General features: G+C 63.4%; 14 protein-coding genes and 1 pseudogene. 4 read left to right on the forward strand and 11 right to left on the reverse strand.

The window, feature by feature from the left end; translation table 11 throughout:
- Nucleotides 1–76: 76 nt before the first annotated feature.
- From ABIA96_RS24700 to ABIA96_RS24730, 7 genes are all read right to left on the reverse strand, one after another.
- On the reverse strand, nucleotides 77–892 hold the full coding sequence (locus ABIA96_RS24700; protein ID WP_354139655.1) for an NUDIX hydrolase: 816 nt from the start codon (nucleotides 890–892) through the stop codon (nucleotides 77–79).
- 4 nt (nucleotides 893–896) lie between these two features.
- The gene (locus tag ABIA96_RS24705; protein ID WP_354139656.1) at nucleotides 897–1,850 is read right to left on the reverse strand and encodes a dihydrodipicolinate synthase family protein; all 954 of its coding nucleotides are present in this window, start codon (nucleotides 1,848–1,850) and stop codon (nucleotides 897–899) included.
- A 73-nt stretch (nucleotides 1,851–1,923) separates the two neighbouring features.
- Nucleotides 1,924–2,802, reverse strand: a complete 879-nt coding sequence (locus tag ABIA96_RS24710; protein WP_354139657.1) for an SDR family oxidoreductase — start codon at nucleotides 2,800–2,802, stop codon at nucleotides 1,924–1,926.
- A 187-nt stretch (nucleotides 2,803–2,989) separates the two neighbouring features.
- Nucleotides 2,990–3,850: a MaoC/PaaZ C-terminal domain-containing protein gene (locus ABIA96_RS24715; protein ID WP_354139658.1), complete on the reverse strand. Its 861-nt coding sequence runs from the start codon at nucleotides 3,848–3,850 to the stop codon at nucleotides 2,990–2,992.
- A gap of 150 nt (nucleotides 3,851–4,000) precedes the next feature.
- Entirely contained in the window at nucleotides 4,001–4,390 is a 390-nt protein-coding gene (locus tag ABIA96_RS24720) for a Zn-ribbon domain-containing OB-fold protein (RefSeq protein ID WP_354139659.1), read from the reverse strand.
- On the reverse strand, nucleotides 4,390–5,547 hold the full coding sequence (locus tag ABIA96_RS24725; protein ID WP_354139660.1) for a thiolase family protein: 1,158 nt from the start codon (nucleotides 5,545–5,547) through the stop codon (nucleotides 4,390–4,392). Before ABIA96_RS24725 ends, ABIA96_RS24720 begins: the two co-directional genes overlap by 1 nt.
- A gap of 358 nt (nucleotides 5,548–5,905) precedes the next feature.
- Nucleotides 5,906–9,397: an indolepyruvate ferredoxin oxidoreductase family protein gene (locus ABIA96_RS24730; protein ID WP_354139661.1), complete on the reverse strand. Its 3,492-nt coding sequence runs from the start codon at nucleotides 9,395–9,397 to the stop codon at nucleotides 5,906–5,908.
- A 283-nt stretch (nucleotides 9,398–9,680) separates the two neighbouring features.
- Here ABIA96_RS24730 and ABIA96_RS24735 point away from each other — a divergent pair, with 283 nt between their 5' ends.
- Entirely contained in the window at nucleotides 9,681–10,892 is a 1,212-nt protein-coding gene (locus ABIA96_RS24735) for a c-type cytochrome (RefSeq protein WP_354139662.1), read from the forward strand.
- Nucleotides 10,893–11,056: 164 nt separating this feature from the next.
- Here the strand turns inward: ABIA96_RS24735 and ABIA96_RS24740 are convergent.
- A pseudogene (locus ABIA96_RS24740) lies at nucleotides 11,057–11,131 on the reverse strand (trimeric intracellular cation channel family protein); the annotation flags it as partial.
- Between the two features lie 196 nt (nucleotides 11,132–11,327).
- Here ABIA96_RS24740 and ABIA96_RS24745 point away from each other — a divergent pair.
- Nucleotides 11,328–11,753: a hypothetical protein gene (locus ABIA96_RS24745; protein ID WP_354139663.1), complete on the forward strand. Its 426-nt coding sequence runs from the start codon at nucleotides 11,328–11,330 to the stop codon at nucleotides 11,751–11,753.
- 60 nt (nucleotides 11,754–11,813) lie between these two features.
- Here the strand turns inward: ABIA96_RS24745 and ABIA96_RS24750 are convergent, their stop codons facing one another.
- Genes ABIA96_RS24750 through ABIA96_RS24760 form a run of 3 tightly spaced genes read right to left on the reverse strand, consistent with a single transcriptional unit; the run spans nucleotide 11,814 to nucleotide 13,358 of the window.
- On the reverse strand, nucleotides 11,814–12,623 hold the full coding sequence (locus ABIA96_RS24750; RefSeq protein ID WP_354139664.1) for an isocitrate lyase/PEP mutase family protein: 810 nt from the start codon (nucleotides 12,621–12,623) through the stop codon (nucleotides 11,814–11,816).
- 51 nt (nucleotides 12,624–12,674) lie between these two features.
- On the reverse strand, nucleotides 12,675–13,025 hold the full coding sequence (locus tag ABIA96_RS24755; RefSeq protein ID WP_354139665.1) for an antibiotic biosynthesis monooxygenase family protein: 351 nt from the start codon (nucleotides 13,023–13,025) through the stop codon (nucleotides 12,675–12,677).
- A gap of 24 nt (nucleotides 13,026–13,049) precedes the next feature.
- On the reverse strand, nucleotides 13,050–13,358 hold the full coding sequence (locus tag ABIA96_RS24760) for an NIPSNAP family protein (RefSeq protein ID WP_354139666.1): 309 nt from the start codon (nucleotides 13,356–13,358) through the stop codon (nucleotides 13,050–13,052).
- Between the two features lie 203 nt (nucleotides 13,359–13,561).
- On the opposite strand from ABIA96_RS24760, the gene ABIA96_RS24765 reads away from it, so the two are divergent.
- Both ABIA96_RS24765 and ABIA96_RS24770 read left to right on the forward strand, forming a co-directional pair.
- Nucleotides 13,562–14,260 (forward strand): metalloregulator ArsR/SmtB family transcription factor, encoded by a 699-nt coding sequence (locus ABIA96_RS24765; RefSeq protein ID WP_354139667.1) that lies wholly within the window; start codon nucleotides 13,562–13,564, stop codon nucleotides 14,258–14,260.
- Nucleotides 14,261–14,324: 64 nt separating this feature from the next.
- Nucleotides 14,325–15,329 carry an alpha/beta fold hydrolase gene (locus tag ABIA96_RS24770; RefSeq protein WP_354139668.1) on the forward strand — a complete coding sequence of 335 codons (1,005 nt, stop codon included), beginning with the start codon at nucleotides 14,325–14,327 and terminating at the stop codon, nucleotides 15,327–15,329.
- Nucleotides 15,330–15,333: the final 4 nt, after the last annotated feature.

Genomic DNA, 15,333 nt, shown 5'->3' on the forward strand with positions numbered 1-15,333 from the left:
CGCCCGATCCGTCCGTTTCGACGGGCGGAACATACAGTGGCCACGGGCGCAATAGTTCGTCGCGTATCGAAGTGTCCTAGCCGACCGCGCCGACCTCGAACACCTCGCCGTCATAGCCGGCCTCGCGGGGAATGCGGAGCTGGCGGCCGGTGTCGGTCTTGGTCATAACCGGCATCACCGTAACGACGGACATGCCGCGAGCGTGCTCCAGCGCAACGCTTACGTTTGGCTGCTTGGCAAGCCGGATCAGATTGCGCGTGGTCGGGAACGGCAGCTTGAAGCGGCCGCTCTCGCCGCCCTCCACCGCCTCGCGCGGCGAGACCCAGATCGAATCGGTGGACTCGCGGCCATCATGCGCGCCGAGCTGATCGGGCGGTGCTGCCGCAAGGAAGAACCAGGTGTCGAAACGCTTTGGCATGCCCTCCGGCGTGATCCAATGCGCGTAGGGCAGGAGCGTGTCGAGCGCGAGCTGGAGGCCATTGTCGGCCAGGATGCTGAGAAAGCTGATCTTGTGCTCGTTGAGCGCGACGCGATGCTTGTCGGCGATCTCGCCGGCGCGCTTGGCATCGACAGGCGTCTTCGAGCCTTTCGACCGCGCCAGCAGGATGCCACTTTCTTCAAATGTCTCGCGGATCGCGGCGATGCGAAAACCGCGGTCCGACTCGCTCAGGTCTTCGCCGCCCGAATACAGGTCGGATCGTTTGACGATCTCCTGATCGCCGGCATCGACGCTGCCGCCTGGAAACACCAGCGCGCCCGAGTTGAATTCGATCTGATGATGGCGGACCATCATGAAGACCTCGACTTCGTCGCGGCTTTTGCCGTCGACCTTGCTGCCGTCGCGCAGCAGCAGGATCGTCGAGGCCGGGCGTGATGCTGATGTCTCGGGCATCCGACTAACCTGCGGCACTCGATTGCGGGCCGAGATTGGCGCGCTTGTCAACGCGGGCGACGCGCGACAGCAGATAGTCGACCTCCGCCTTCGCCGCCGGCGTGATGGTTGCACCCGGCTTGCGCTGGGCGCTGGAGGCGATGATGCCGCGCTTCTGCAGCACATGTTTGCGCACGGCAAGGCCGGCGCCCGGCTGCTGCTCGTAGCGGATCAGCGGCAGATGGGCATCGAACAGATCATGCGCCGCGTCGCGCTTGCCGGCCTTGGAGAGGTTCACGACGTCGATCAGGAGCTCGGGGAAGGCGTAGCCGGTCATGGCACCGTCGGCGCCGCGCTCCATCTCGAAGTCGAGGAACATGCCGCCATTGCCGCAGAGGATCGAGAGCGGACGGAGCGAGCCGTCCTTCTGGAAATTGCGCAGCGTCGAGATCTTTTCGAGGCCTGGCCAGTCTTCGTGCTTGAGCATCACGCAGTTTGCGTTGTCCATGACGATCTTGCGGATCACCGCGGGGGTGAAGATCACCGAGAGGGTCAGTGGATAGTCTTGAAGCACCCAGGGCACATCCGGACCAATCGCTTCGGCCGCCTGCTTGTAATAACCAACGATCTGGTCATCGGTGCGGAGCGACGGCGGCGGCGCGATCATGACGCCCGCCGCGCCTGCATCCATCGAGGCCTTCGCCAGCGAGCGCATGGTGGCAAAGCCCGGCGCTGATACACCGACGATCACCTGCATCTTTTTGGCGCGCTTGACGAAGCGCACCGCCACCTGCTCGGCCTCGGCGGCGTCGAGCTTCGGCGCCTCACCGAGGATGCCCAACACCGTGACGCCGTCGCAGCCGACCTCCTCGTAGAAGTCGGTCAGGCGGTCGATCGACCGCTCGTCGATCCTTCCGTCATCGTGGAACGGCGTCGGTGCGATTGCGAAGGTGCCCTTGGCATCGGCGGTGAGCTTCATTGGGTCTCTCAATCCTATCGTCTGTCGTCATTCCGGGCTCACGACTTCGTCGTGCCCGGAATGACAGTGTGGCCTAAAACCGCCGCGCGCCCATCTTGATCTGCTCCTCGGAGAAGAAAATCTCCTTGGCATGATCAGCGATGTCCCGTGCGTTCCAGCCCGTATGCGGCGGTTTCCAGCCTTCCATTTCCATCATCCGCATTTCGCGCACGCCGCGGGGCCCGGACACGCCCAGCACCTTGCCGGTCTGGTCGCCCGACAAATCGCTGACCATATATAGCACGGCCGGCGCGATCCCGTCCGGTCCCAGCGCCGCACCGGGGTTCTCCTTATAGCGGGGCAGGTCTGCGGTCATGCGGGTCAAGGCGCCCGGGGCGAGCGTCCATATCCGGATGTTGTACTTGCGGCCCTCGATCGCCAGCACATTGGACAGGCCCCAGATGCCGCCCTTGGCCGCGCCGTAATTGGTCTGGCCGAAATTGCCGATCAGGCCCGAGGTCGAGGAGGTGTTGACGATGACGCCGCCGCCGTTTTCCCGCATCCACCGAAACACCGGCATGGTACAGCAGAAGGTGCCCTTCAGATGCACCTTGATGACCTTGTCCCAATCGGACTCCGAGGCCTTGGAAAAGGTCTGGTCGCGCAAAATGCCGGCATTGTTGACCAGGATATCGGCGCGGCCAAAGTGCTTGATGGCGTCGTCGAATAGCGACTGTCCGCCCTCCATGGTGGAGATGTCAGCGCCGTTGGCGACCGCCTTGCCGCCCTCCGCCTTGATCGCGTCCACCACCGTTTGCGCCATCGACTTGTCGGCGCCGGAACCGTCGCGGGGCCCACCGAGGTCGTTGACAACGACGGACGCCCCTTCCCGCGCGAACAGCTTTGCATAGGCCTCACCGAGTCCCCCGCCCGCGCCGGTGATCAGCGCAACCTTGCCGTCGAGTAATCCCATGGTGGCTTCTCCCTGTTTTTGTTTTCTTCGCTTACCTCGCCCCGCTTGCGGGGAGAGGTCGGATCGCCTTTGCGATCCGGGTGAGGGGGTACAGGTCTCACTAACATCACGGCTCGTGGCGAGAGCCCCTCACCCCGCCCTCTCCCCGCAAGAGCGGGGCGAGGGAGACGACGGCCGTCGCGCGTTGCTAACCCAGCACCGTCTTGCCGTTCTTGATCACGGTGACGCCGCGCGACTTCACCTTGGCTTCGAACGCGATCGTGTTGCCGTCCTTCCAGAGGTCCATGGTCACGGTCTCGCCGGGATAGACCGGCGAGGAGAACCGCGCGACATGTTGGCGGAACGCGGAGGCGTCGTAGTCCGCATAGGTCTGAAGCACCCCGCGGCAGGTGATGCCGTAGGTGCACATGCCGTGCAGGATCGGACGCGGGAAGCCGGCCTTTTTGGCGAACTCGGGATCGCTGTGCAGCGGGTTGCGGTCACCGCACAGGCGATAGACCAGCGCATGGTCGGGGCGCGTGACAATGTCGATGGTCTTGTCGGGTGCGCGCGACGGAATCTTGTGCGGATCGGGCTGGGTCAGGCTCGGCCCGCCAAAGCCGCCGTCGCCACGGGCGAAGCGCGAGGCAACGAGTGTCGCGAGCTTCTCGCCCTTTTCGTTCTTCAGCACGGTCTGGTGGCTGATCACCACACCCTTGCCTTCACCCTTGTCGTAGACCTCGACCACCGACGAGTCGGCGGTGATGCTGGCGGCGACCGGCAGCGGCTGGTGGAAGGTGATGTCGCGCTCGCCATCGACCACCATCACGCGGTTGAGGTTCATTTCGCCCGGCCCCGAGCCCCAGGCCGCAACGGACGCAAAGGTCGGCACCACCTTCAGCGGCCGCGGCGTGAACGTGCCCTCGTTGACGAAGGCGAGCTCGTTCTCGTCCATGGGATCAGCGCCGAGGCCGATGCCGTAGGCGTAGAGCATGACGTCGCGATCGGTGTAGGTGTATTTCTGGCCGATGTTTTTGAGGCCTTTGAGTTCTTCGTATCTGGCGGACATTTTTCTGGTTTCCTCCCGGTGGTTCTCATCCTCATGGTGAGGAGGCGCTCTTGCGCCGTCTCGAACCGTGAGGATGCCCGAAACGCTTTCTTTGTCGTGGCCATCCTTCGAGACGCTTGCTTCGCAAGCTCCTCAGGATGAGGACCGGCCTCAAGCCGGCGTGAAGAACGGCAGCGGTGCGCCGTCGGTCGGCTTGAACACCACCTTCACCTTCTGGCCGATCTTGAGCTTATCGAGATCGCAGTCGACGAAATTGGTCTGCACCGATGGGCCTTCCTTCAGCGTGACGTAGCCGATCGCGTAAGGACCGGTCGGCGACTTCCGCATCAGGCTCCAGGTGTAGATCGTGCCCTCGCCCGAAGCCTCCTCCCACACCGTCTTGTCGGAGTAGCAGAACGGACAGATCGAGCGCGGAAAGTAATGCGCTTCGCCGCAAGCCGTGCAGCGCTTGATCATGAACTTGCCCTGCCTGGCCGCGTCCCAGAACTGCGCGGTCTCCGGATTGGTCACCGGGGCCGGATATTTCTTGGCTTCGCTCATCACACGCGCTCCAGAATGGCCGTCGAGGCGGCGTGGCGAACACCCAAAAGACCGCCGGTGCCGTGCGCGATGGCGAGATCGCAGTTGTTGACCTGCACCTTCGGATGCGCCTCGCCGCGCAACTGCCGGACGGCCTCGATGATCTTGGTCATGCCACCGCGGTTGACGGGATGGTTGCTGCAAAGGCCACCGCCGTCGGTGTTGAACGGCAGCTTGCCGACGCCCGAGATCAAATTGCCGTCAGCGACGAACTTGCCGCCTTCGCCTTTTTTGCAGAAGCCGAGGTCTTCGAGCTGCATCAGCACCGTGATGGTGAAGCTGTCGTAGATCGAGGCGTATTTGATGTCCTTCGGCGTGATCCCGGCTTCCTCGAACGCACGCGGGCCGGACCAGATACCGGCGGAGTACGTGAGATCGAGATCCTTGCCGCCACGCGGGCCCTTCATCGCCTCGCCGTGGCCGATCAACTTGACCAGCGGCGTCTTCAGGCTCCTGGCGATCTCCGGCGTCGTCACGATCAGCGCGCCGCCGCCGTCGGAGACGACGCAGCAATCCATGCGGTGCAGGGGATCGGAGATCATCGGCGAGTTCAAGACGTCCTCGACGGTGACGACGTCCTTGAGCATTGCATGCGGATTGTACCGCGCGTGATGCGACGCGGCGACCTTGATCCAGGCGAGCTGCTCGCTCGTCGTGCCATAGTCGTGCATATGGCGCATGGCACACATGCCGTAGGCATTGTGCGTGGTCGCGCCGTAAGCGGACTCGAAATCGAGCTCGGCGCCGGCCGCACGCGGCGGCATCACGCCGGTGCGCGGCTTGCCGGCGAGCGTGATCAGCGCGATCGAGCACTTGCCCGCGGCGATCGCCTCAGCCGCATGGCCGAGGTGGATGATGTAGGAACAGCCGCCGGTTTCGGTGGAATCGACGTGACGGAGCTTTTTGGTGTTGAGGCCGAGATAATCGACCATCGGCCAGGCGCCACCGGGCGCGTCACCTGCGCAGAAATAGCCGTCGACATCGTCCTTGGAGAGCCCGGCATCCTCGATCGCGCCCTTCGCGACCTCGGCGTGAAGCTGGGCGGTGGATTTGTCCGGCGCATGCCGGGTCGGGTGTTCGTAGATCCCGGCAATGTAAGCCTTGCCCTTGATGGTCAAAACAGAGGTCTCCGCTCGCGTTTCTTCTTGGCTCGTTTTTCTGAACCGCAGAGGGCTGATTGGCAAGCGCGGAAATATTCCGTCGGGCGAGAGACCAGCGGCTTGGCGCAAGTGGGTTCGCAATGACGGAAGCGACAGCCGAAATCCTAAAGGTGTTTTGCCCGACGGCACAAGTGATTTCGTTTTACCGAAACAACTGAATTGATCGAAAACAACCCCATGCACAGTAGAACGGTGATTGATTTCAAACGAAGAATCGTAGGGTGGGCAAAGCGAAGCGTGCCCACGTCTTTTGCACAATTTCAGCAAGATGGTGGGCACGGCGCGTCGCGCCTTTGCCCACCCTACGAGACCTTCCCTACTCGGCTGCAACCTGCCTCGGCGCGGGGGGCGGGTTCGCCAGATCGGCCGCGAGCTGAGCGTAGCGGGCCTTGGCGTCCGCGACAGCCTTCTCCTTCACGGGGCCGTAGCCGCGAATGCGGTCGGGCAGTGACAGCAGTTCGACCGCGGTGTCGATCGTAACAGGCGACAGCAGGCCGAGCACGGTGGCGACGTCCTTCTCGTAGCCCACGATCAGGTCGCGTTCGAGCTTGCGGTCGGCGCTGCGGCCGAAGATATCGAGCGCGGTGCCGCGCAGGAATTTGAACTTCGCCAGCACATTGAACGCCTTCAGCATCCACGGGCCGAAGGCACGCTTCTTCGGGCGGCCCAGCGCATCGACGCCGGACGACAAAATCGGCGGAGCCAGGTTGAAGCTGAACTTGAAGTCGCCCTCGAACTGGTCGTTGAGCTGCTTTGCGAAGGCGCCATCGGTGAAGAGACGCGCGACCTCGTACTCGTCCTTGTAGGCGAGCAGTTTTGCGTAATTGATCGCAACCGCGCGCGGCAGCGCATCGCCGTAGCTGCCCTTCGCCGCGGCATCGCGAACCTGGTCAACCAGCTTCCGATAACGCTTGGCGAGGCGGCCGTTCTGGTAGGCAGTCAGATGCCTGGTGCGATGCTCGATGACTTCGTCGAGCGTCATGGCATCCAGCGTCTTCGGCGCAGCGACCTCGTCGGTCCCCTTCAGCATGCCGGCGAGGCGCGCAGGGTCCGCGACCGCAAGGCGGCCGAGGCGGAAGGCTTCCTTGTTCATCTTGATCGAGACGCCATTGACCTCGATCGCCTGCTCGATCGCTTCGGCCGACAGTGGGAGCAGCCCCCTCTGATAGGCGTAACCCATCATCATCATGTTGGTGGCGATGCTGTCGCCGAGGAGTTGCTCGGCCGGCTTGGTGAAATCGAAGAACACGGACTCCTTGTGCAGCGCCGTCTCCAGCAACCCATTGAGCTTGCGGGTCTGGAAGTTGAAGTCACGGTTGAGAATGAAGTCGGCGGTAGGAATGATGTGGCTGTTGATGATGCCGTGAGCGCGGCTGGAGTCGCACAGCGAGATGGTGTCCTTGGCGACGGCGACCACCTCATCGGCGGCGAGCACGAGATCGGCCGTGCCGGTGACGATGCGCGAGCAGGTGACGTCGGCGGTGTGCTCGGAAAGCCGAACGTGGCTCAGCACTGCGCCGCCCTTTTGCGCGAGACCGGACATGTCGAGGATCATGCTGGCCTTGCCCTCGATATGGGCGGCCATGCCGAGCAGCGCGCCGATCGTCAGCACGCCGGTGCCGCCGACCCCGCCGACCGCGACGTTGTAGGGCCGCTCCAACGTCGGCCGTGACGCCGGTTCCGGCAGATCGCCGATATCGCCAACGCCGGCCGGCGCGCGCTTGCGCATCTTGCCGCCATCGACGGTGACGAAGGACGGGCAGAAGCCTTTCAAGCAGGAATAGTCCTTGTTGCAGGTCGACTGGTTGATGGCGCGCTTGCGCCCCATCTCCGTCTCCAGCGGCTCGACCGAAATGCAGTTCGATTGCACCGAGCAATCGCCGCAGCCTTCACACACCGCGGGATTGATCAGCACACGGCGCGCGGGATCCTCCAGCGTGCCGCGCTTGCGGCGGCGGCGTTTTTCAGCGGCACAGGTTTGCACGAAGACGATCGCGGATGCGCCCTTCACCTTGCGCAGCGTCTTCTGAACCGTGTCGAGTTCGTCCCGATGCGCGGTCTTGACGCCGGGCGCAATCTCGCTCGCCGGGTAGGCGTCGGGATTTTCGGATACCAGATAGATCTCGCGGATGCCTTCGCTGTGGAGTTGGAAGGTGATCTGCTGCGGCGACAATTCGCCGTCGACATGCTGGCCGCCGGTCATCGCGGTCGCGTCGTTATAAAGGATCTTGTAGGTGATGTTGGCGCCGGAGGCGACCGCCTGACGGATCGCAAGGCTGCCGGAGTGGAAATACGTGCCGTCGCCGAGATTGGCGAACACGTGCTCTTCCTTGGTAAACGGGGCAACGCCGACCCACGGCACGCCCTCGCCGCCCATATGGGTGAAGGTCTCCGTGGAGCGATCCATCCACAGCGCCATGAAATGGCAGCCGATGCCGGCAAAGGCGCGGCTGCCTTCGGGCACCTTGGTCGAGGTGTTGTGCGGGCAGCCGGAGCAGAAATACGGGGTGCGGGAGACAGGGGCGGTCGCCTGCATTTGCGAGGCCTGGCGACCGTTGAACCAGTCGGCCTTGGCGCGCAGCATGGCTGCAATTTCGGGATTGAGATCAAGTCGAAGCAGGCGCTCGGTCAGCGAACTGGCCAGCGAGGCGACGCTGAGTTCTTCGGCAAAAGGAAGGAAGCGCTTGTCGTGATCATCCATCTTGCCGATGATGCGGGGACGGACATCGTCGCGCCAGTTGAACAGCTCCTGCTTCACTTGATTCTCGACGATCTCGCGGCGCTCTTCGATGATGAAGATTTCCTCGAGCCCTACAGCGAATTGCCTGACGCCTTCCGGCTCCAGCGGCCAGGGCATGCCGATCTTGTACAATCGAAGGCCGATCTTGGCGGCGACCTCGGGTGTGATACCTAGCTCGCGCAGTGCCTGCCTTATATCCTCGTAGCTCTTGCCGGACGCCATGATGCCGTAACGGGCTTTCGGCGAATCCATGGTGATGCGGTTGACCTTGTTGGCGCGCGCGAAGGCGATCGCGGCAAAGCCCTTGTAGTCCTGCAGACGGCGATCCTGGGCAAAGCGGTCGTCGGGCCAGCGCAGATTGAGGCCACCCTCGGGCATCTCGAAATCAGTAGGGATCACGAACGGCGTCATCTCGTCGGTGAGGTCGATCTCGGCAGTGGTCTCCACCGTCTCCGTGATCACCTTCATGCCGACCCAGCAGCCCGAATAGCGCGACATCGCAATGCCGAGCAAACCCATCTCGATCATCTCGTGGATGCTCGAGGGATAGAGATACGGCATCAGTGCCGAGATGAAGGCATGGTCGGACTGATGCGGGACGGTCGAGGATTTGGCGCCGTGGTCGTCGCCCGCCAGACACAGCACGCCGCCATTCTTGGCGGAGCCGGCGGCATTGCCGTGGCGGAAGACGTCGCCGCAGCGGTCGACGCCGGGGCCTTTGCCGTACCAGATGCCGACCACGCCGTCATGTTTGGCGCCGGGCGAGAGGTTCAGCTGCTGCGAGCCCCACACGGCGGTCGCCGCCAGATCCTCGTTCACGCCGGGCTGGAACTTGATGTTGTACTGCTCAAGGTGCTTTCGCGCGGCGAAAAGCTGCTGATCGTAGCCTCCGAGTGGCGAGCCGCGGTAGCCGGAGATGAAGCCCGCGGTGTTCAGCCCCGCGGCGCGGTCGCGGCGAATCTGGGCCATGGGCAGACGGACCAGCGCCTGGATGCCGGTCGTAAAAATATGACCGGTGTCCTGGGTGTATTTTTGATCGAGACTGATCGGACCCTGGTTGATGCCCATTGTTGTCCTCTTCCGCCCTTTTGAGCGTTTGGCTGCTTAAGCCGTTGCCTGCCCGTTGTTTTTAGCTAGGGCGCGCCGACCAACTTTGCCACTCTATGTCGGATATTTAACGCGGCACATCCCAAATCTGGGCCTTCCGCGACGACGGGAAAAAAACGCAATTTCGTGGCCGGAAAGGCATTGGCGATTTTCAATTTGTGTCACCATAGCCCGGCGTCGCGAAACGACGTGACGCAGGGCTATGATCTGGCCATCGACGATTGGTCGCAGGAGAAGGCTTTCGATGCGGACGATTCTGTCTGTTGCGCTCTTGTGCGGTGCGGTTGCGAGCGCAGCCGTCGCCGCCGAGCCGTCGCCCGAGCTGATCGCCTATGGCAAGACACTGGTCGAGGCCGGCGACTGCGCGGGCTGCCACACTGCCGATCCCGCAAAGCCGTTTGCCGGGGGCAAGCGAATCGACACCCCCTTCGGCGCGATCTATGCACCGAACCTGACGCCGGACCGCGACACCGGGATCGGCGCCTGGACCGACGATAATTTCACCCGCGCCGTGCGCACTGGCACCGCGCCGGACGGCTCGCTTTACTACCCGGCATTCCCCTACCCCTACTTCACGCACATGACCAAGGACGACACGCTGGCGATCCGGGCCTATCTCGGCACGCTCGCGCCGGTCGTGAGCCGCAACAAGCCGCCGGAGCTGGGCTGGCCGCTTGGCTATCGCGGCCTGATGCGGGCCTGGAACTTGCTGTTCTTCACGCCCGGCCTGTTCGAGCCGGACCAAAGCAAGAGCGCGGCGTGGAACAGAGGCGGCTATCTCGTCACCGGGCTCGGCCATTGCGGCGCCTGCCACACGCCGAAGAACTATTTTGGCGCTGACAAGACCGCGCAGGCGCTGACCGGCAGCGAGCTCGGCGGCTGGTACGCACCGCGGCTCGATGGTGCCGCGCGCAGCGGATTGCAGTCGTGGAGCGAGGACGACATCACCGAATATCTGCAAAGCGGCCGCAACGCCAAGAGCCATGCCGGCGGCCCGATGGCGGAGGTGATCGTCAATTCCACGTCGAAGATGAGCGATGCCGATGTGCGTGCAATGGCGGTCTACCTCAAGAGCCTGCCGCCGGCGCGGCGCGAGACAATCGTGACGCCGCCGGATGAGGCCGAGATGATGGCCGGCCAGGCGGTCTACGCAAAACTCTGCATCGCCTGCCATGAGGCCGACGGCTCCGGCGCGCCGCGCATCTATCCGCCATTGCCGGCGAACGCGCTGCTGCAATCGATCAACCCGTCTTCGACCCTGCGCATCGTCCTCGACGGCGCGCACACCGTGACGACGCCGAGGGCGCCGAACACCGGCGAGATGCCGGGCTATGCGAAGCAATTGTCCGACGACGAGATCGCGGCGGTGACGAACTACATCCGCAATTCCTGGGGCAATGCCGGCCCGCTGGTGACGCCGGCACAGGTGGCGAAGGCGCGTGGGCAGGAGCGGTAGACAACGCGGCCTCTCCGTCATTGCGAGCGGAGCGAAGCAATCCTGAGTCCCTCCGCGGAAAGAGGCTGGACTGCGTCGCTCCGCTCGCAATGACGACGTGGATAGAACGGAGCAAAATAAACTTTACTTCTCCTCATCGCCGTAAACACGAATTTCGGCATCTCTCATCTATAGCGTACCGCCAGCAGGCGGAGGCTGATCCCGAGGATGAAGGTCAGCTCGGCGTTGAGGTTGAGCCCAGCACGCTATCGCTCGGCGGCAGGCTCCACATCGCTTTGTTGCCTTCCTCCTTGATGGAACCGGTGCGCAGGGTTCCAAAATGAACAGGTTCCCGATTCCTGGCATGAGGGCAACATGCGACGAAAGCATAACGCGGGCGGAACAGAATCTCGCATCCACGGGTTGTCAGGGAGCAATCAACGAGGAGATCTTATGATGGCTGACGACCGTTTTCCCAACGATCCGTATCGCCCGAATGTCGCCGATGATGAGTATCTGCGTGCGGCGCGACGGGATGACGCCAACCTTCAGGCCGATCCCGAGCTGGGCCAAGGCCCTGCCTCCAGTGGCAAGGTCGCGCTGTTCGCCGTGGCTATCGCCCTGGTGCTCGGCGCCGTGTTCTATGGCTTGAACAATACCAGCACGTCCAACCAGGCCAGCAACACGCCGGCAACGCAGACCGCGCAGCAGACGTCCCCGGCCAATCCTGCCGCACCTCCCGGCATGCGTGACGTGACGCCGCGCAACAACACCGCGCCCGGAATGACCACCGGCGCGGCGCCGAGCAAGCCGGCTGCTCCGGACATGCCCGCTGCAAAGCCGGCACCGGATACGCAGACGCCATCTGACGGCGCGAAGTAACAATTTACAACAATGTGCGACAACGGCGGGACGATGAGTCCCGCCGCTTTTCGTTGGTCTCTAGCTGAACATCTTGTTGAGCTCGCCGCCGGGATAGCCGCTGGCGAGCTCGCCAAACGTCCCCTTCTCCGCCATCTCCTTCGCCGCGCGCATGAAGCCGCCCCAGGCGGCGCGGGCGAGCGAGCCACCGACACTGATCCGGCGCACGCCGAGATCTTCGGCTTCCTTGAGTGACAGGCCGGAGCCGCCGATCAGGAGATTGAACGGCTTTGGATGGACCGCCTTCACCACCGCGGCAATGTCCTCGCGCGTTTTCAGGCCCGGCGCATAGAGACAGTCGGCGCCGGCGTCGGCGTACGCGGTGAGCCGGTCAATGACGAGCTTGAGATCGGTCACGCCCCACAAGAACGCTTCGCAGCGGCCGACCAGCATCGTGCCGCTGTCGCCGATCGCCTTGCGCGAGGCCTTGATGCGCTCGACCGCAAGCGCGCGCTCATAGATCGGCTTGTCCTTGTCGCCGGTAGAATCCTCGATTGAGAGACCGGCGACACCGGTGCGCACGCCGCGTTCGACATTTTCGGCGACCTTATCCGGCTCGACCGCGAAACCGCCCTCGAAATCCGCATTTACGGGGATGTCGACGGAAGAGCTCAATGCTGCCAGATGCTGACAGACATCTTCGACGGTGACGCGGTTGTCAGCCTTGCCGATGGTCCAGGCAAAGCCTGCGCTCGACGACGCAAGCGCCTTGAAACCGAGATGCTGCAACGCTTTGGCGCTGCCGACATCGACTGGGTTGGGAAGGATGAAGCAGCCGCTCTCGTGCATCTTCCTGAACGTCGCGCGCTTGTCAGCGGTTGTCACATGCATGTTTCTCTCCCTTGTTGGCCGCGCAGACATAGGCGCACGCAGACGCGAGCGCTAGTGCGCGTCATGCGCGGCGCGGCTGTCCTTCGGCGCCTGTTCGCGATCATTCATGCCGTAGTCCCTGATGACGCTGGCGATGCGCAGATGATAGTCGGCGAAGATCTGCGTCCTGCCCTTGGCCTGCGTGCGGCGGTGCTCCATCGTGTTACGCCAGGCCTGGACTGCGGCCTCATCCCGCCAGAACGACAGCGACAGGATCTTGCCCTTCTCAGTCAGGCTTTCGAAACGCTCGACCGAGATGAAGCCGTCGATGGTTTGCAGGATCGGTTTCAGATCGGCCGCGAGGTCGAAGTAAGTCTGGTTGTGCTCCGGCTTGGGCCAGACCTCGAAGATCACGGCGATCATGGGCGTCTCCTTATCGTTGATGGCCTACAATACCACCTTGCGCAGAAACGTGCGCTCTTCCGCGAGGATGAATTTGTTGTCTTCCGCAAAGTGGAAATTTGCCATGCCTTCAGCATCCTGACGCAGCCGCGCGCGATAGGCCTCGTAGGCGGCGAGGCTTTCGAAGGTGATCAGCGCAAACGCAATGTTGTTGGTGCCCTCATGCGGCATGAAATAGCCGATCAGATCGCCGCCACATTTCGGAATGATGGTGACCCAGTGCTTCGAATATTCCTCGAACTGCGCGCGCTTGAAGGGATCGAGCTGGTAGCGGATGAAGACGGTGACGGACATGATTGGGCTCCTGGTGTTTCCTCCGTCATTGCGAGCGCAGGTCTCGTAGGGTGGGCAAAGCGAAGCGTGCCCACCTCGTTTCTGCACAACGAAAATTGGTGGGCACGTCGCTACGCTCCTTATGCCCACCCGCTCCTCGCAATGACGCCTTGGTGAGAGGCTACGCCCTTGCCCGACCACAATGCTTCGGCTACCATCGAAGCATGAAATCAGGACCTGACATCGCCATGATCGCCGCCCTCGTCGGCGACCCCGCCCGCGCCAACATGCTTACGGCGCTGATGAACGGACGCGCGCTGACCGCGAGCGAGCTTGCGCAGGAGGCCGGCATCACGCCGCAGACCGCGAGCTCGCATCTCTCCAAACTCGAGGCCGGCGGGCTGGTCGAGCCGGAGAAGCAGGGCCGTCACCGCTACTATCGCCTCACCGACGACGACGTCGCCGGTGTGCTCGAAGGCCTTGCGGGCCTTGCCGCACGCACCGGCCACATGCGCGTGCGCACGGGCCCGAAGGATCCTGCACTGCGCCGCGCGCGGATCTGCTACGACCACCTTGCGGGCGATCTCGGCGTGCAGATGCTCGACAGCCTGCGCGAGCGAAACCTGGTCAAGCAGAAGAAGCAGGAGATCGAGCTGACGGTGGAAGGCGAGCGCTTCCTCGCCAAGCATTTGCAGATCTCGCCGGAGATGCTCAGCCATCCGCGCCGCCCGGTGTGCAAGGCCTGCCTCGACTGGAGCGAGCGGCGCCACCATCTCGCCGGCACCCTGGGCGCCGCCATGATGCAGCGCTTCGCCGAACTGAAATGGGCCGCGCGCGACGCCACCCCCGGCAGCCGCGTGGTCAATTTTACCCGCACCGGCGAGAAACAGTTCGCGGTGTTGTTCAGCAACGGCAACGACTGATCGCGCTATTCGCGTGAAGTCGCGCATTTGCGTGTGAACCGAGTTGCTCGTCACGGAGACCTTCATGAACCGCGTCTTCTCGGCCGCGCTCGCCGCCGTCCTGCTCACTTCGCCACTCGCCCGCGCCGCTGACGCGCCCCAACGCGAGCCCTACGGCATCGCGCTCGAAGGTTTTGCCTATCCCTACCCCGTGCACCTGCTGCCTGTCGTCAACGACGGCGAACAGCTCAGCATGGCCTATATGGACGTGGCGCCGGCGCAGCCGAACGGCCGCACCGTCGTGCTGCTGCACGGACGCAATTTTCCGTCGAGCTATTGGGCGCCGGTCATCAAGATGCTGAACGAGGCCGGCTACCGCGTCGTGGTGCCGGACCAGATCGGCTTCGGCAAATCCTCCAAGCCGACGGGCGAGCTGCATTTCGACACCCTGGCACGCAACACCATCGCGCTGCTCGATCATCTCAAAATCGACAGGGTCGACATCATCGCGCATTCGCTCGGCGGCATGCTGGGCGTCCGCATCGCGCGCGCCTATCCCGATCGCGTCTCGCATCTCGTGCTGACCGCACCGATCGGCCTGGAAGACTACCGCCTCTACGTGCCGCCGACGCCGACCGAGAAGATCATCGAGACCGAGGATAAGCTCACCGCCGACGACTATCGCAAACAGCTCCAAACCAATTACGCGATCAAGCTGCCGCCGGAGGCGATCACGCCGTTCATCGACGCCCGTTTCAACATCAAGGGCAGCCCCGATTACCCGCGCTGGCTGCGTGCCTTCGTCTCATCCAGCCAGATGATCTATCGCGAGCCGGTGGCGCACGAAATTCCGCTCATTACCGAGCCGACGCTGTTCATCATGGGCGCCAACGACCACAACGCACCGGGCCGGCCGAATGCACCGGAGGCGCTCCGGGCCAGGATGGGGCAGAACGCCGAACTGGCAAAAGCGCTCGCCGCGAAGATACCGAATGCGCGGGCTGAGGTCATCCCGGATACCGGTCATCTCGTCTTCCTGGAGGCGCCGGAGAAGTATCGGGCGTTGGTGCTCGGCTTTCTCGGCCGCTAGCGTC

The organism is Bradyrhizobium sp. LB11.1, assembly GCF_040549385.1.
GTDB lineage: Bacteria > Pseudomonadota > Alphaproteobacteria > Rhizobiales > Xanthobacteraceae > Bradyrhizobium.

What these genes read in the sequence shown, in the direction of transcription:
- ABIA96_RS24700 (WP_354139655.1), bottom strand. Translation starts at nt 892, where the DNA reads ATGCCCGAGACATCAGCATCACGCCCGGCCTCGACGATCCTGCTGCTG.
- ABIA96_RS24705 (WP_354139656.1), bottom strand. Translation starts at nt 1,850, where the DNA reads ATGAAGCTCACCGCCGATGCCAAGGGCACCTTCGCAATCGCACCGACG.
- ABIA96_RS24710 (WP_354139657.1), bottom strand. Translation starts at nt 2,802, where the DNA reads ATGGGATTACTCGACGGCAAGGTTGCGCTGATCACCGGCGCGGGCGGG.
- ABIA96_RS24715 (WP_354139658.1), bottom strand. Translation starts at nt 3,850, where the DNA reads ATGTCCGCCAGATACGAAGAACTCAAAGGCCTCAAAAACATCGGCCAG.
- ABIA96_RS24720 (WP_354139659.1), bottom strand. Translation starts at nt 4,390, where the DNA reads ATGAGCGAAGCCAAGAAATATCCGGCCCCGGTGACCAATCCGGAGACC.
- ABIA96_RS24730 (WP_354139661.1), bottom strand. Translation starts at nt 9,397, where the DNA reads ATGGGCATCAACCAGGGTCCGATCAGTCTCGATCAAAAATACACCCAG.
- ABIA96_RS24735 (WP_354139662.1), top strand. Translation starts at nt 9,681, where the DNA reads ATGCGGACGATTCTGTCTGTTGCGCTCTTGTGCGGTGCGGTTGCGAGC.
- ABIA96_RS24745 (WP_354139663.1), top strand. Translation starts at nt 11,328, where the DNA reads ATGGCTGACGACCGTTTTCCCAACGATCCGTATCGCCCGAATGTCGCC.
- ABIA96_RS24750 (WP_354139664.1), bottom strand. Translation starts at nt 12,623, where the DNA reads ATGCATGTGACAACCGCTGACAAGCGCGCGACGTTCAGGAAGATGCAC.
- ABIA96_RS24755 (WP_354139665.1), bottom strand. Translation starts at nt 13,025, where the DNA reads ATGATCGCCGTGATCTTCGAGGTCTGGCCCAAGCCGGAGCACAACCAG.
- ABIA96_RS24760 (WP_354139666.1), bottom strand. Translation starts at nt 13,358, where the DNA reads ATGTCCGTCACCGTCTTCATCCGCTACCAGCTCGATCCCTTCAAGCGC.
- ABIA96_RS24765 (WP_354139667.1), top strand. Translation starts at nt 13,562, where the DNA reads ATGAAATCAGGACCTGACATCGCCATGATCGCCGCCCTCGTCGGCGAC.
- ABIA96_RS24770 (WP_354139668.1), top strand. Translation starts at nt 14,325, where the DNA reads ATGAACCGCGTCTTCTCGGCCGCGCTCGCCGCCGTCCTGCTCACTTCG.